Origin of the sequence: Actinomycetospora sp. CA-084318, assembly GCF_050955885.1 — a bacterium.
GTDB lineage: Bacteria > Actinomycetota > Actinomycetes > Mycobacteriales > Pseudonocardiaceae > Actinomycetospora.
This window is the reverse complement of the sequence record NZ_CP192098.1, coordinates 3667130-3682141: the sequence shown is the minus strand read 5'-3', so window position 1 is coordinate 3682141 and position 15012 is coordinate 3667130. Positions and strand designations below refer to the sequence as shown.

Annotated in this window: 11 protein-coding genes; 9 read left to right on the top strand and 2 right to left on the bottom strand. The window is 72.9% G+C overall.

Annotated elements, in window-relative coordinates:
- Window positions 1-66 precede the first annotated feature (66 nt).
- Genes ACQPYX_RS18015 through ACQPYX_RS18005 form a run of 3 tightly spaced genes read left to right on the top strand, consistent with a single transcriptional unit; the run spans window position 67 to window position 4668 of the window.
- Entirely contained in the window at window positions 67-1557 is a 1491-nt protein-coding gene (locus ACQPYX_RS18015) for an aldehyde dehydrogenase family protein (RefSeq protein ID WP_433798681.1), read from the top strand.
- On the top strand, window positions 1554-3095 hold the full coding sequence (locus tag ACQPYX_RS18010; RefSeq protein WP_433798680.1) for an APC family permease: 1542 nt from the start codon (window positions 1554-1556) through the stop codon (window positions 3093-3095). The genes ACQPYX_RS18015 and ACQPYX_RS18010 overlap by 4 nt, the downstream gene beginning before the upstream one ends.
- A gap of 4 nt (window positions 3096-3099) precedes the next feature.
- Window positions 3100-4668, top strand: coding sequence for a GMC family oxidoreductase (locus ACQPYX_RS18005; protein WP_433798679.1), 1569 nt, complete (start codon window positions 3100-3102; stop codon window positions 4666-4668).
- A gap of 388 nt (window positions 4669-5056) precedes the next feature.
- On the opposite strand, the gene ACQPYX_RS18000 is transcribed toward ACQPYX_RS18005, so the two are convergent.
- Complete coding sequence (locus ACQPYX_RS18000) at window positions 5057-5497, bottom strand: hypothetical protein (RefSeq protein WP_433798678.1); 441 nt, start codon at window positions 5495-5497, stop codon at window positions 5057-5059.
- Window positions 5498-5571: 74 nt separating this feature from the next.
- Between ACQPYX_RS18000 and ACQPYX_RS17995 the strand changes: the two genes are divergently transcribed.
- Together ACQPYX_RS17995 and ACQPYX_RS17990 are read left to right on the top strand one after the other, a co-directional pair.
- Window positions 5572-6423, top strand: coding sequence for a siderophore-interacting protein (locus ACQPYX_RS17995; RefSeq protein ID WP_433798677.1), 852 nt, complete (start codon window positions 5572-5574; stop codon window positions 6421-6423).
- 22 nt (window positions 6424-6445) lie between these two features.
- On the top strand, window positions 6446-7135 hold the full coding sequence (locus ACQPYX_RS17990) for a hypothetical protein (RefSeq protein ID WP_433798676.1): 690 nt from the start codon (window positions 6446-6448) through the stop codon (window positions 7133-7135).
- 81 nt (window positions 7136-7216) lie between these two features.
- On the opposite strand, the gene ACQPYX_RS17985 is transcribed toward ACQPYX_RS17990, so the two are convergent.
- The gene (locus ACQPYX_RS17985; RefSeq protein ID WP_433798675.1) at window positions 7217-10042 is read right to left on the bottom strand and encodes an aconitate hydratase; all 2826 of its coding nucleotides are present in this window, start codon (window positions 10040-10042) and stop codon (window positions 7217-7219) included.
- A 262-nt stretch (window positions 10043-10304) separates the two neighbouring features.
- Between ACQPYX_RS17985 and ACQPYX_RS17980 the strand changes: the two genes are divergently transcribed.
- The 4 genes from ACQPYX_RS17980 to ACQPYX_RS17965 all read left to right on the top strand — a co-directional run bounded on the left by ACQPYX_RS17980 (window position 10305) and on the right by ACQPYX_RS17965 (window position 14963).
- Window positions 10305-11720, top strand: a complete 1416-nt coding sequence (locus ACQPYX_RS17980; protein ID WP_433798674.1) for an NlpC/P60 family protein — start codon at window positions 10305-10307, stop codon at window positions 11718-11720.
- 74 nt (window positions 11721-11794) lie between these two features.
- On the top strand, window positions 11795-12877 hold the full coding sequence (locus tag ACQPYX_RS17975; protein ID WP_433798673.1) for an AAA family ATPase: 1083 nt from the start codon (window positions 11795-11797) through the stop codon (window positions 12875-12877).
- Window positions 12878-13065: 188 nt separating this feature from the next.
- Entirely contained in the window at window positions 13066-13995 is a 930-nt protein-coding gene (locus ACQPYX_RS17970) for a DUF58 domain-containing protein (RefSeq protein ID WP_433803751.1), read from the top strand.
- Window positions 13995-14963, top strand: coding sequence for a VWA domain-containing protein (locus tag ACQPYX_RS17965; protein ID WP_433798672.1), 969 nt, complete (start codon window positions 13995-13997; stop codon window positions 14961-14963). The genes ACQPYX_RS17970 and ACQPYX_RS17965 overlap by 1 nt, the downstream gene beginning before the upstream one ends.
- The last annotated feature ends 49 nt before the right edge of the window (window positions 14964-15012 follow it).

Here is a 15012-nt window from a genome sequence, read left to right as displayed (position 1 = left end):
ACACGACGGCGCTACGTTCGGTCCTCGACCACACGTCGACCGAACACCGATCGCGACAGGAGGACCGTGGGCCAGCTCTTCATCGACGGGACGTGGACCGACGCCGCGGAGGGCGGCCGCCGGGAGATCCGGTGTCCGGCGGACGGGAGCCTCGTCGGCGAGGTGAGCGAGGCGACCGCGAAGGACACCGAGCGCGCCATCGGCGTGGCCCGGACCGCCTTCGACGACGGCCGCTGGTCCACCGTCGCCCCGGCCGAGCGCGGAGCACTCCTGCTGCGCGTCGCCGACCTGCTCCAGCGCGACAAGGCCCGGCTCGCCCGCGCCGAGACGCTCGACACCGGCAAGCGGATCGTCGAGTCCGAGATCGACATGGACGACATCACGAACTGCTTCCGGTGGTTCGGGCACCTCGCCGCCAGCGACGACGGGCGGCTGGTGGAGACCGGCGTGCCGACCGCGCGCAGCAAGGTCGTCCACGAGCCCGTCGGGGTGTGCGGGCTGATCACGCCGTGGAACTACCCCCTGCTGCAGACCGCCTGGAAGGTCGCGCCGGCCGTGGGGGCGGGGTGCACGTTCGTCCTCAAGCCGAGCGAGCTGACCCCGCACACGTCGATCATCCTCATGGAGCTGCTCGCCGAGGCGGGCCTGCCCGACGGCGTGGGCAACCTGGTGCTCGGTGCGGGCGCCACCGCCGGCGGCCCGCTCTCGACCGACCCGCGCATCGACATGGTCAGCTTCACCGGCGGCCTCGCCACCGGGAAGATCCTCATGGCGAACGCCGCCGCCACCGTGAAGAAGGTGGCGCTCGAACTGGGCGGCAAGAACCCGTTCGTCTGCTTCGCCGACGCGGACCACGAGACGGCCGTCGACAACATCCTCACCGGGATCTTCCTGCACTCCGGCCAGGTGTGCTCCGCCGGCGCCCGGCTCGTGGTCGAGGAGTCCGCCCACGACCGGATCGTCGACGACCTCGTCGAACGCGCGCAGCGCATCGTGCTCGGCGGACCCGACGACCCCGGCACCGAGACCGGCCCGCTCATCTCGGCCGCGCACCGCGAGAAGGTGGAGGCCTACGTGGCGCGCGGCGTCGAGGAGGGCGCCGTCCTGCGCTGCGGCGGCGAGCGTCCGTCCGACGAGCGCCTGGCCGACGGCTTCTACTACCCCCCGACGATCCTCGACCGCTGCACACAGGACATGTCGGTGGTCCACGACGAGTCCTTCGGGCCCGTCCTGACCGTCGAGACCTTCACCGACCTCGACGACGCCGTCCGGATCGCCAACGACACCGAGTACGGGCTGGCGGGCGCGGTGTTCTCCGCCGACCACGGTGTCTGCGAGGAGGTCGCGGGGCGGCTGCGCCACGGCACCGTGTGGATCAACGACTTCGGCCCCTACGTGCCGGCCGCCGAGTGGGGCGGCTTCGGCCACTCCGGGGTCGGCCGCGAGCTGGGCCGCGCCGGCTTCGCGGAGTACCAGGAGACCAAGCACATCTGGACCAACACCCGGCCAGGGCCGACCGGGTGGTTCCCCTCCTCCACCCCTGGGAGTGGTTCATGACCAGCACCGACAGCCAGGACATCGACGAGTTCGGTTACAAACCGAGCCTCGTCCGCTCGCTCGGCAGCTTCCACACCTTCGCGGCGGGGATCAGCTACATCTCGATCCTCACCGGGACCTTCCAGCTCTTCTACTTCGGGCTGGGCTCGGGCGGGCCGGCGTACTGGTGGTCGTGGCCGCTGGTGTTCGTCGGCCAGCTGATGGTGGCGCTGTGCTTCTGCGAGCTCGCGGCGCGGTTCCCGGTGGCGGGCTCGATCTACAACTGGACCAAGCGCCTGTCCAGCCCGCACACCGCGTGGCTCGCCGGCTGGACGATGCTCACGGCCTCGATCGTCTCGATCGCCGCCGTCGCGCTCGCCCTGCAGGCGACGCTGCCCGAGCTCTGGTCGGGCTTCCAGTTCATCCCGATGTCCGGCGACGACGACACCGGGGCGCAGGCCCTCAACGGCGTCATCCTCGCCGCGCTGCTCATCGTGTTCACGACCGCGGTCAACGCCTTCGGCACGAAGCTCATGGCCCAGATCAACGCGGCCGGGGTGTTCATCGAGCTGATCGCCGCCGTCCTGCTGATCATCCTGCTGGCGATCAACATCGTGCGCGGACCGCAGATCGTGTTCGACACCGGCGGCATCGACGCCTCCGGGCGCCCGCTCGGGTACGCCGGCGCCTTCCTCGTCGCGATGTTCGCCTCGCTCTACGTCATGTACGGGTTCGACACGGCGTCGTCGCTGGCCGAGGAGTCGCACGACCCGCGCCGCAACGCGCCGAAGGCGATCCTGCGGGCCCTGTTCTTCTCGTTCCTGCTCGGCGGCCTGATCCTGCTCTTCGCGCTGATGTCGGCGCCCGACCTCGCCGACCCCGCGTTCAGCTCGCTCGGCGGGCTGCAGGCACTGATCCTCGCCGTGCTCGGTCCCGTCGGCGGCTCGATCATCCTCGTCGCGGTCGTCATCGCCGTGGTGGTCTGCGCCCTCGCGGTGCACGCCGCCGCGATCCGGCTGGCCTTCGCGATGAGCCGGGACAACAACCTGCCCGCCGGCTCGACGCTGTGCAGCATCTCGCCGCGCTTCGGCACCCCCGTCGTGGCCTCGGTGGCGATCGGGGTCATCGCGATCGTGCTGCTGTTCGTGACCTTCAGCCCGCAGATTTACACCGTGGTCACCTCGATCGCGATCATCATGATCTACACCGCCTACCTGCTCGTCACGGTGCCGCTGCTGCTCAAGCGGCTCCGGGGGCAGTGGGAGCCGCGTGAGGGAGCGTTCTCCCTCGGGCGCTGGGGCATCCCCGTCAACGTCCTCGCCGTGCTCTGGGGCGGGTTCATGACGGTGAACCTCGCCTGGCCGCGCAACGAGGTCTACAACGCGACCGAGCCCTTCCACTGGTACCTGCAGTGGGGCGGGGTCCTGCTGCCCGGGGTGATCCTCGGGGTCGGCTTCGCCTACTACTGGACCGTCCAGCGTCACAAGACCGGGGTCGTCGCCGCGCACGCCCGCGAGACCAGCCCGGAGACCACCACGCCCGCCGTCGGAGAGGCCTGATCCAGTGCAGACAGAGTTCGACTACGTGATCGTCGGCGGCGGCACCGCCGGGTGCGCGGTGGCGGCGCGGCTGTCCGAGGACGCCGACGTCAGCGTGGCGCTCATCGAGGCCGGACCCTCCGACGTCGGCGACGACGCCATCCTCGACCTCTCCCGCTGGATGGAGCTGCTCGAGTCCGGCTACGACTGGGACTACCCCATCGAGCCCCAGGAGTCGGGCAACTCCTGGATGCGGCACGCGCGCGCCAAGGTGCTCGGCGGCTGCTCCTCGCACAACTCGGCGATCGCGTTCTGGGCGCCGCGGGAGAACCTCGACGACTGGGCGGCCTCCGGCGCCGCCGGCTGGTCGGCCGACGAGTGCTACCCCTTCTACCGCAAGCTCGAGACGGCCCTGGACACGCTCGACGAGGCCGAGGCCCCCGGGCGTGGCACCGACGGCCCGGTGACCATCCGGACCGTGGGCGACCTCGACCCCTGCGGTGAGGCACTGCTCGCCGCGTGTGACCAGGTCGGACTGCCGACCACGCCGTTCAACACCGGCCGCACCGTGGTGCGCGGCGCCAACTGGTTCCAGGTGAACGCCAAACCCGACGGCACCCGGTCGTCGGCCTCGACCGCCTACATCCACCCCAACCTCGGCCGCCCGAACCTCACGGTGCTGACCGGGTACCGCGCGGAGAAGCTGACCGTCGACACCTCCGGTCCGCGCCCGCGGATCACGGGCGCGCGCCTGCGCACGCCGGACCAGCGTCGGGCGGTCGAGGTGACCGCGCGCCGCGAGACCGTGCTCTCCGCCGGCGCCATCGACGGCCCAAAGCTGCTGATGCTCTCCGGCATCGGGCCGGCCGAGCACCTGCGCGAGGTCGGCATCGAGGTGCTCGTCGACGCGCCGGGGGTGGGGGAGAACCTCCAGGACCACCCCGAGGGCCTCGTGCAGTGGGAGGCGCTGCAGCCGATGCCGACCGCCTCCACCCAGTGGTGGCAGATCGGGATCTTCGCGGGCTCCGAGGGGCGGGCCACGCCCGACCTGATGTTCCATTACGGGTCCGTGCCGTTCGACCTCAACATCGTCCGCTACGGCTACCCGACCGCCGAGAACACCTTCTGCCTCACCCCGAACGTCACGGGGGCGCAGTCGAAGGGCACGGTGCGGCTGTCCTCCCGGGACTTCCACGACAAGCCCAAGGTCGACCCGCGGTACTTCACCCACGAGCACGACCGCGAGGTGATGATCCGCGGCATCCGCGTCGCGCGGGAGATCGCGGCCGCGCCGGCCCTCAAGGAGTGGGTGGGCAAGGAGCTGGCGCCGGGGGAGCAGGACTCCACCGACGAGGAGCTCTTCGAGTACATCCGCAAGACCCACAACACCGTCTACCACCCCTCCTGCACCGTGAAGATGGGCGCGGAGGACGACCGGATGGCGCCGGTGACCCCGACGCTCCAGGTCAAGGGTGTCGACGGCCTGCGGGTGGCGGACGGCTCGGTCATGCCGGACCTGATCACCGTCAACCCCTGCATCACCACGATGATGATCGGCGAGCGCTGCGCCGACTTCATCCGCCGCGGGGTCTGACGCCTCGGGGGACGCCGCGGAGGTGAGCCTCCGCGGCCGTCCCGCCCGGAGGAGCTCGTGCACCTCGTCGGCGCTCGCCCCGGTGACGACGAGCCGCACCTCGACCGTGGGAGCGGGGACCTCGAGCTCTGCCGCGAGCCACGGCTCCTCACACAGCGCGCTCCACGCGGCGGGAGACAGCACCTGCGCCGCGAGGTCGTAGGCCACCTCTACGAGGTCCTGCGTCGACCCCACCTTTACGACGTGGACCAGGAGGCGCTCGACCTCGGCGGTGGGCCGACCGTCGGCGGCGAACACCCGCAGCACCGATCCGAGGATCGCGGCTTCGTCGAACACCAGTTCGTCCATGGTGGGCAGACTAGAGCGACCCCCTGACAGTCACGCCCGATCAGCAGTCCCGGACGGGCCCGGCACCCGCCGGCATCCCTCCCGGTGGCGCGGTCGGGTCCACCACCCCACCGCCGGAGAGCACGGTGACCGGACCCGCGGCGGTCCCCACGGAGAGCGTGTCCGCGTCCGGGTCCCGGAACCGCGCGTCGAGCCACGTCACGCGCACCGTCCGGAGATCCACCCAGGCCACCGCGACGCCGGCCGCCGAGTCCGAGCGGGTGGCGCCCACGACCCGGAGCGCGGTCCGCTCGGAGGCCGCACAGCCCGACACGGGCAGGCCCAGCGTGTACCCGAACGGGCTCCCGGCCCCGGCCGAGCTCTGCACCACGACGGCGTCGAGCGCACCGTCCGGTGACGGCACACGCAGCACCTCCACGCGCTCGACGTCCGGCGCGCATGCCCCGAGGACGACGAGGACCACGACGAGGAGCCACTTCACGCCGGCGATCCTGGTGGTCCTTGCCCCACCACCGACAAGTTAGGGTAGCCTCACCTCGCCGAACGAGGAGGGGTATGACCACCGAGGCCACCCGGACCAGCACGCCGTACGCGCTCCGCCACGCCGAGGTGCGCGACGCCCGCCGGATCACGCCCGCCGTCGTGCGGGTGACCCTCGGCGGCCCCGACCTCGCCGACCTCCCGCACGCCGCGCCCGACGGCTACCTCAAGCTGTTCTTCCCGCTCGTGCGCGGCGAGGTCCCGACGCTGCCCGCGATCCCCGCCGACGGCGACATCGGACGCTGGTACCGGACCTATCTCGCGATGCCCGACGGCGAGCGCCCGCCGATGCGCACCTACACGCTGCGGCGGCGGCGCGACCATCCCGACGGGGTCGAGATCGACGTCGACCTCGTGCTCCACGGCGACGGCCCCGGCTCGACCTGGGCTCGCGACGCGGCCCCCGGCGACCGGCTCGCGTTCACCGGCCCGTACGGCCTGTACGCACCGCGCCCCGAGCACGACGCCGTACTCCTCGTCGGCGACGAGACCGCCGTGCCGGCCATGGGCGCGATCGTCGAGTCCCTGCCCGCAGGCACCCGCGCCGAGGTCGTCGCCGCGGTCTCCTCCGGCGCCGAGGCCACCGCCTTCCCGACGACCGGTCGGGTCGGCGTCAGCTGGGTCCACGGCGGGCCGACCCTGCTCGACGTCGTCGCCCAGACCGACCTCCCGGGGGAGCGGCCGTACGTCTGGCTCGCCGGCGAGGCCGGCACCGTCCGCGACCTGCGCCGACACCTCACCCGCGAGCGCGGTGTGGACCGGCGCGACATCCAGTTCTGCGGCTACTGGCGGCGCGGGAAGAGCGAGGAGCAGGCCGCCGCGGAGGCCCTGGCCGCCGCGGAGCGGGGCGAGGAACCGGCCGAGTGAGCCTCGTGTCAAGGTGACCCCCGTGCGCGAGCTGCTCTGGTCGACCTTCCTGCCCTGGGCCCGGATCCCCGGCACGCCGTCGTACCGCACGGTCGAGGCCCCCGCCGACCTCCCGGGTTACCACCCCTACGCCGGGGACCACGAACTCCCCGGCGCCACGATCGACGACACCCGGTCGCGGCGGGTCTGCACCCGCATCCTCGCCGCCGAGCCCGAGCGGATCGCCGAGGCCGCGGCCCTGCTCGACCGGCTCGACCTCGAGCACGGTCCGGATCCCGAGGCCTGGCACGCGGTCGGCGCCTGGTTCGCCGCCCGCGAGCCGGACGCGGCCACGCCGTCCCTCGCCCTCGACCTCGGGCTGCTGCTCGGGCGCCGGATCGTCGACGCCCGCGAGGGAGCCCGCTGGGACGCCGACGCGGACAGCGTGCAGGCCTACCCCCAGGTGGTGCTCGGCGCGACGGTGATCGCGCTGCCGCTGCAGGCCGTCGAGTCCCACGCCGACCTCGGCGAGGTCCTGACGACGGGTCTCGAGACCGTCGAGCACGACGCGGCGGCCGAGTTCACCGCCTGGCTCGAGGAGACGCTGGCCGAGCGCGAGGGGGAGGTCGACGACGACGAGATCGCGTGGATGCTCTCCGAGTGCGGCCTCGACGAGCTGCCCGACGAGGCCCGCGAGCGCCTGGAGGCCCGCACCGACCCGTCGTCGGGATAGCACCCCCGGAACGAACGAACGGCACTCCCGCAGCATCTACGTGCGCGAGAGTGCCGTTCGTTCAGAACGAGGCTGGGGCGATCAGCCCAGCATCTTGCGGAGCACGAAGGGCAGGATGCCGCCGTTGAGGTAGTACTGCGCCTCACCGGGGGTGTCGATGCGCAGGCGCGCGTCGAACTCGACCGGGGCGTTCTCGTCGCCGGTCGCCTTCACGTGCACCGTCTCGGGCACGCCGCCCTCGTTGAGCTTCTCGACCCCGGTGATCTCGAAGGTCTCCGTGCCGGTGAGGCCCAGCGAGTCGGCGTTCTCGCCCTCCGGGAACTGCAGGGGCAGCACGCCCATCCCGACGAGGTTCGAGCGGTGGATGCGCTCGTAGGACTCGGCGATCACGGCCTTGACGCCCAGCAGCGTGGTGCCCTTCGCCGCCCAGTCGCGCGACGAGCCGGAGCCGTACTCCTTGCCCGCGAGCACCACCAGCGGGGTGCCCTCCTCGGCGTAATGCTGCGCCGCGTCGTACACCGCGGCCTGCTTGCCGCCGTCGGTGTAGTCGGCGGTGTAGCCGCCCTGGTCGAGCGACCCGCCGTCGCCGGTGGGCAGGAGGTTGCGCAGGCGGATGTTGGCGAAGGTGCCGCGGATCATCACCTCGTGGTTCCCGCGCCGGGAGCCGTAGGAGTTGAAGTCCTTGCGGTCGACGCCGTGCTCCTGCAGGTAGCGCCCGGCGGGGGAGTCGGCCTTGATGGAGCCGGCGGGGGAGATGTGGTCGGTGGTGACCGAGTCGCCCAGCTTGAGCAGCACGCGCGCGCCGGAGATGTCCGACACCGCCGACGGCTCGCGGTCCATGCCCTCGAAGTACGGGGGCTTCCGGACGTAGGTGGAGTCCTCGTCCCAGGTGAAGGTCTCGCCCTCGGGGGTCGGCAGCGAGGTCCAGCGCTCGTCACCGGCGAACACCTCGGCGTACCGCGAGGTGAACTGCTCGGCGGAGAGCGAGGACTCGATGACCTCCTGGATCTCCTGCGGCGACGGCCAGATGTCGGCCAGCGTCACCGCGTTGCCCTGCGCGTCGTGGCCGAGCGGCTCGGTGGCGAGATCGAGGTCCATCGTCCCGGCGAGCGCGTAGGCGACCACCAGCGGCGGGCTGGCCAGGTAGTTCATCTTGACGTCGGGGTTGATGCGGCCCTCGAAGTTCCGGTTGCCGGAGAGGACCGCGGTGACCGCGAGGTCGTTGTCGTTGATCGCCGCGCTGATCTCCTCGGGCAGCGGGCCCGAGTTGCCGATGCACGTGGTGCAGCCGTAGCCGACGAGGTTGAAGCCCAGCTTCTCCAGGTAGGGGAGCAGGCCCGAGCGCTCGTAGTAGTCCATGACGACCTTGGACCCCGGCGCGAGGGACGTCTTCACCCACGGCCGGCGCTCGAGGCCCTTGTCGACGGCGTTCCGCGCCAGCAGGGCCGCGCCGATCATCACCGACGGGTTCGAGGTGTTGGTGCACGAGGTGATCGCGGCGATCGTGACGGCGCCGTGGTCGAGCTCGAGCTCCGTGCCGTCCTCGAGCGTCACCGGCACCGGGTTCGACGGCCGGCCCTCCGGGTCGGCCGGCTGGCGGTGCACCTTCGGGCGGTCGTCCTCGTCGTTCAGCTCGTTGGGCGGGTCGGAGGCCGGGAAGGACTCGGCGTCGGACTGCTCGGACTGCGACGTGGGCGACCCGTTGCCGTCGTCGACGTAGTCCGGCAGCGACGCGCGGAAGGACTCCTTGGCCGCGTCGAGCTGGATGCGGTCCTGCGGGCGCTTCGGGCCGGCGATCGACGGGACGACCGTCGAGAGGTCGAGCGAGAGCGTCTCGGAGTAGTCCGCCTCGTGGGCCGGGTCGTGCCAGAGGCCCTGCTCCTTGGTGTAGGCCTCGACGAGCTTGACCTGCTCCTCGTCGCGCCCGGTGAAGCGCAGGTAGTTCAGCGTCTCGTCGTCGATCGGGAAGATCGCGCAGGTGGAGCCGAACTCGGGGCTCATGTTGCCGATGGTGGCGCGGTTGGCCAGCGGCACGGCGCCGACGCCCTCGCCGTAGAACTCGACGAACTTCCCGACGACGCCGTGCTCGCGGAGCATCTCGGTGATCGTCAGGACCAGGTCGGTGGCGGTGGCGCCCGCGGGCAGCTCACCGGAGAGCTGGAAGCCCACGACCTTCGGGATCAGCATCGACACCGGCTGGCCCAGCATGGCCGCCTCGGCCTCGATGCCGCCGACGCCCCAGCCCAGGACGCCCAGGCCGTTGACCATCGTGGTGTGCGAGTCGGTGCCGACGAGGGTGTCGGGGTACGCCTGGCCGTTGCGGATCATCACCACGCGCGCCAGGTGCTCGATGTTGACCTGGTGGACGATGCCGGTGCCGGGCGGGACGACCTTGAACTCGTTGAACGCGGTCTGGCCCCAGCGCAGGAACTTGTAGCGCTCCTCGTTGCGCTGGTACTCCAGCTCCACGTTCTTCTCGAACGCGTCCGGGGTGCCGAAGAGGTCCGCGACGACCGAGTGGTCGATGACCAGCTCGGCCGGGGCCAGCGGGTTGACGCTGTTCGCGTCGCCGCCGAGCTCGGTGACGGCCTCGCGCATGGTCGCGAGGTCGACGATGCACGGCACGCCGGTGAAGTCCTGCATCACCACGCGGCCCGGCACGTACTGGATCTCGGTGTCCGGCTCGGCCTGCGGGTCCCAGTGCGCCAGCGCGTTGATCGAGTCCTGGGTAGTGACCAGTCCGTCCTCGGTGCGGAGCAGGTTCTCCAGGAGGACCTTGAGGCTGAACGGCAGACGCTCGGCGCCCTCGACCGCACTCAGCCGGAAGATCTCGTACGAGGTGCCGTCGACCTCGAGGGTGCCCTTGGCGCCGAAACTGTCGACGCTTCCGCTGGCCTCTTCGCTCACGCGTCTTCCTCCTCGTTCCCGAGGGCCCGTGGTGGGAGCCCGTCGGTGCTGGCTGCTCTCGCGGCCGGTCTGCGGATGTGGTGCCCAGCGCCGCGGCCGGTCAGTCCTGGTGATGGAGGTGGGCGGCCGCTCGGAAGGGCCGCGCCGCACCCCGCTCGCGGGGAGTCTGTCGCACGCCCCCGGACGGCGCACCCGCACCCCCGGACCTGCTGGGACCCAGGTTACGACGATCACGTCGGGCGGGTGGGGTGCCGCCGCTCACGTGGGCGCGCGCCGACACGCCCACGGGCGCGTGGTGCCGCCGCGCCGTGCCCCGGAGCTGATCCACTACGCCCCGCCGGGTGACGGGTGGGGGTGGACAGTGGTGCGAGCGGCCGTCCTGACGGGCGTCCTGCTGCTCGTGCTCGTCACGCCGGCCGTCGCACAGACCCCGCCGCCACCCGGGGACCCGGGCGGCCCCGCCGCCGAGGTGGGCCGGCTGGTGGGACAGCTGTCGACCCTGCAGTCCCAGCTCGACGACCTCGCGGACGCCGCCGGGAACCGTCGTGAGCTCGCGAATCGCGCGGTCGCGGACGAGAACGCCGCCCAGGCCCGCGTCACGCAGGCCCGCGCCGAGGCCACGACCGCCCGCGTCGAGGCCGATCGTGTCGCCGGGGAGGCCGAGGCGGCGCGGGCGCAGGTCGACGCCTGGGTCGCGGCCCAGTTCCAGCAGGCCGACGCCTCCAGCATCGCGGCGGCCCTCGCCGGGACGGACGGCCCGAACGACGTCGCCGAGCGGCTGCAGCTGCAGGGACTCGTGTCGGCCGAGCAGACCGCCGCGCTCGACGGGTACGAGCAGAAGCGGGTCGACGCCGCGAACGCCGACTCCCGGGCCCGGAAGGCCGCCGCGGACGCGCAGGCCGCCGCGGACAGCGCCCGCGGCGCCGCCGACGCCGCCCGCGACCAGCTCGCCGCCGCCCAGTCCGCCGTCGCCGCCCAGCAGCAGCGCATCGCGGCGGTCACCGCGCAGCGCGCGGCGGCCCAGGCCCGGCTCGCCACCCTCGAGGCCTCCGATGCCGCGCTCGCCGCCCAGCGCCGTCGCGCCGAGGCCGCGCAGGCCGCCCGGGACCGGGCGCAGAGCGCGAGCGACGCCGCCGCCCGCGCGGCCGCCCAGCAACGGCTCGCGCGGGCCGCGCCGAAACCGGCGGTGACGACGCCGGACCCCGCCCCGCCCTCGGGGACGAGCAGTCCCGCACCCGCTCCGGACGCGCCGGCGGACCCGGTGGAGATCGTCATCGACCGGGCGCTCTCCGAGCTCGGGACCACCTACGCGTGGGGCGGCGGCGACGCCGACGGGCCGACGCGCGGCATCCGCGACGGCGGGACGGCGGACGCCTTCGGCGACTTCGACAAGATCGGCTTCGACTGCTCGGGGCTGATGATCTACGCGTTCGCCGGGGTGGGGAAGCAGCTGCCGCACTACTCCGGCTACCAGGCCGACGCCGGGCCGAAGTTCCCGCTCGCCCAGCGCCGACCCGGCGACCTGCTGTTCTGGGCCGACGGCGACGGCATCCACCACGTCGCGCTCTACCTCGGGGACGACTGGATGGTGGAGGCACCGCAGTCGGGGAAGGTCGTCCGGGTGACCGCCGTCCGGTTCGACGACGAGATCCTCCCGACCGTGACCCGTCTGCTCTAGCGGCCCACCACCTCACCGCACGTTGTCGGTGGGGGTGGGTACCGTCACGCCCGATGTCTGACGAGGGAGAGCCAGTGTCGTCTGCCGGAGTGTCGTCCGCCGGAGGGCCCGCGACGCCCGCACACGACGCCGAGCAGCTCGAGCGCACGGTGGTCGAGGTCAAGCGGGTGATCGTCGGCCAGGAGCGCCTGGTCGAGCGGATGCTCGTCGGACTGCTGGCGCGGGGTCACCTGCTGCTCGAGGGCGTGCCCGGCGTCGCGAAGACGCTCGCGGTGGAGACCTTCGCGAAGGTCGTCGGCGGCACGTTCGCCCGCATCCAGTTCACGCCCGACCTCGTGCCCTCCGACATCCTCGGCACGCGCATCTACCGGCAGGGCCGCGAGGCCTTCGACGTCGAGCTCGGGCCCGTCGTGTCGAACTTCGTCCTCGCCGACGAGATCAACCGCGCGCCCGCCAAGGTGCAGTCGGCGATGCTCGAGGTGATGGCCGAGCGGAAGGTCTCGATCGGCGGCGTCAGCCACCCGATGCCCGACCCGTTCCTCGTCCTCGCCACCCAGAACCCGATCGAGAACGAGGGCGTCTACCCGCTGCCCGAGGCGCAGCGCGACCGGTTCCTGTTCAAGATCCTCGTCGAGTACCCCACCGCCGAGGAGGAGCGCGAGATCGTCTACCGGATGGGCGTCACCGCGCCGCAGCCGCACACGGTGCTCGACCCGGCGGAGCTGCGCCGCCTGCAGGACGTCGCCTCGCAGGTGTTCGTGCACCACGCCCTCGTCGACTACGTGGTGCGGCTCGTGGTCGCCACCCGCTCGCCCGCGGAGCACGGGATGTCCGACGTCGCCGGGTGGGTCGCCTACGGCGCGTCGCCGCGTGCCTCGCTCGGCATCATCTCGGCCTCGCGCGCGCTCGCCCTCGTCCGCGGCCGGGACTACGTGCTGCCCCAGGACGTCGTCGACATCGCGCCGGACGTGCTGCGCCACCGCCTCGTGCTGTCCTACGACGCCCTGGCCGACGGCGTGCCGGTCGACCACGTCGTCACCCGGCTGCTGCAGACCGTGCCGCTGCCGCAGGTGAGCGCCCGGCCGGTCGCGGTCACCGGACCGGCCGCGCAGGCCCCGCAGCACGGTTCGACGCCGCAGGCGGCGGCCGGCTCGTGAGCCCCGAGGAGCAGCCCGCGGACCGGGACCCGGCGGCCGGGCCCTCGTGGTGGCCGCGCCTGCTCGGACGGCTCGGGGTGGCACCGGAGGGGTCGTCGGCGTCCGCACCGCCACCCGACCCGTCGTCGTCCGAGCCCGCCGCGCCGCGGCGGCGTGAGGGCGCCGGCGCCGAGCCCCACCCGCCGTCGCTGGCGCCCGACGGCGCCCACCTGCAGGCGGCGCTGCGCACCCTCGAGCTGACCGTGCGACGACGCCTGGACGGGCTGCTGCAGGGCAACCACCTCGGGCTCGTCCCCGGCCCCGGGTCGGAGGCCGGTGACGCGCGGGTCTACCAGCCCGGGGACGACGTGCGGCGCATGGACTGGTCGGTCACGGCGCGCACCTCCGAGGCGCACATCCGCGAGACCATCGCCGACCGCGAGCTCGAGACGTGGCTCGTCGTCGACCTCTCACCCAGCCTCGACTTCGGCACCGGCGGGTGCGAGAAGCGCGACCTCGCGGTCGCCGCCTGCTCCGCGGTGGTGCACCTGACGCAGGGCGGTGGCAACCGGATCGGCGCGGTCGTCGCGAACGGCACCGGGCTCGTCCGCCTGCCCGCCCGCGGCGGGTCGGCGCACGCCCACGGCCTGATGCGCCGGATCGCCGGCACCCCGCGCGCGCCGGAGGGCACCCGCGGCGACCTCGTCGGGGCGCTCGAGGCCCTGCGCAACCCGCCGCGTCGTCGCGGCCTCGTCGTCGTGATCTCGGACTTCCTCGGCGACACCGACTGGAGCCGGGCGCTGCGGGCGCTGGCCGTGCGCCACGACGTGCTCGCGATCGAGGTGGGCGACCTGCGCGACGAGGAACTGCCCGACGTGGGCACCGTCGTCCTGGCCGACCCCGAGTCCGGGCACTCCCGCGAGGTCACCACCACGCCGACCCTGCGGCGCCGCTTCGCCGCCGAGGCCGCGGCCCACCGCGACCGCGTCGCCACCGCGATCAGGGCCGCCGGGGCGGGTCACCTGCGGCTGCGCACCGACCGGGACTGGATCGCCGACGTGGTCCGGTTCGTGGTCGCCCGCAAGCGCGGGTGGTCCGGCCAGGGCACGGCGCCGCTGGCGGGCGGGGGTCGCACCTGATGTTCTCGCACCCCTGGTGGCTGCTGGCGCTGCTGATCGTCGCCGCGCTCACCGCCGCCTACGTCTGGAACGAGCGCCGCCGGCGCCGCAACACGATGCGGTTCACCAACCTCGGCGTGCTCGAGAAGATCGCGCCGAAGCGGCCCGGCCGGCTGCGGCACGCCCCGGTCGCGCTCGTGCTGGTCGCGCTCACCTGTCTCGTGGTCGCCCTCGCCGGGCCGCTGGCCACCGAGCAGGTCCCGCGCAACCGGGCCACGGTGATGCTCGCGATCGACGTGTCGCTCTCGATGCGCGCCACCGACGTCTCCCCGAGCCGGCTGCAGACCGCCCAGCAGGCCGCCACCGAGTTCGTCGACGAACTGCCCCCCGGGATCAACCTCGGCCTCGTCTCCTTCGCCGGCACCGCGACCGTGCTGGTGTCGCCGACGCGCGACCGCGACACGGTGAAGCGGGGCATCGCGACGCTGCAGCTGGCGGAGTCCACGGCCACGGGCGAGGCGATCCAGGCGTCGCTGGCGTCGATCCGGTCGGTGGCCAACCAGATCCAGGGCCCGGAGGAGCCGCCGCCGGGGCGGATCATCCTGCTCTCCGACGGCAAACAGACGATCCCGTCGGACCTCGAGGCGCCGCGCGGTGCGTTCACCGCGGCCGACCAGGCCAAGCAGCAGAACGTGCCGATCTCGGCGATCTCCTTCGGCACCGAGTACGGGGAGATCGAGATCGAGGGCCGACCGGTGCCCGTGCCGGTCGCCGACTCCGACATGCAGGAGATCGCCCGCCGCTCGGGCGGCGACTTCTCCAAGGCCGCCACCCAGCAGGACCTGAAGGCCACCTACGACACGTTGCGCGAGCAGATCGGCTACGAGTCGCAGGAGGTCGACACCGGCGGGGACTGGCTGCTCGCCGGCGCGATCCTCGTCGTGATCGGCCTCGGGACGGCCTTCGCGCTGGGTGCCCGGTTGCCCTGACTCACAGCGGTCGCCCCTACCGGGGGGTAGCCGATAGCGTGCCCGCGGC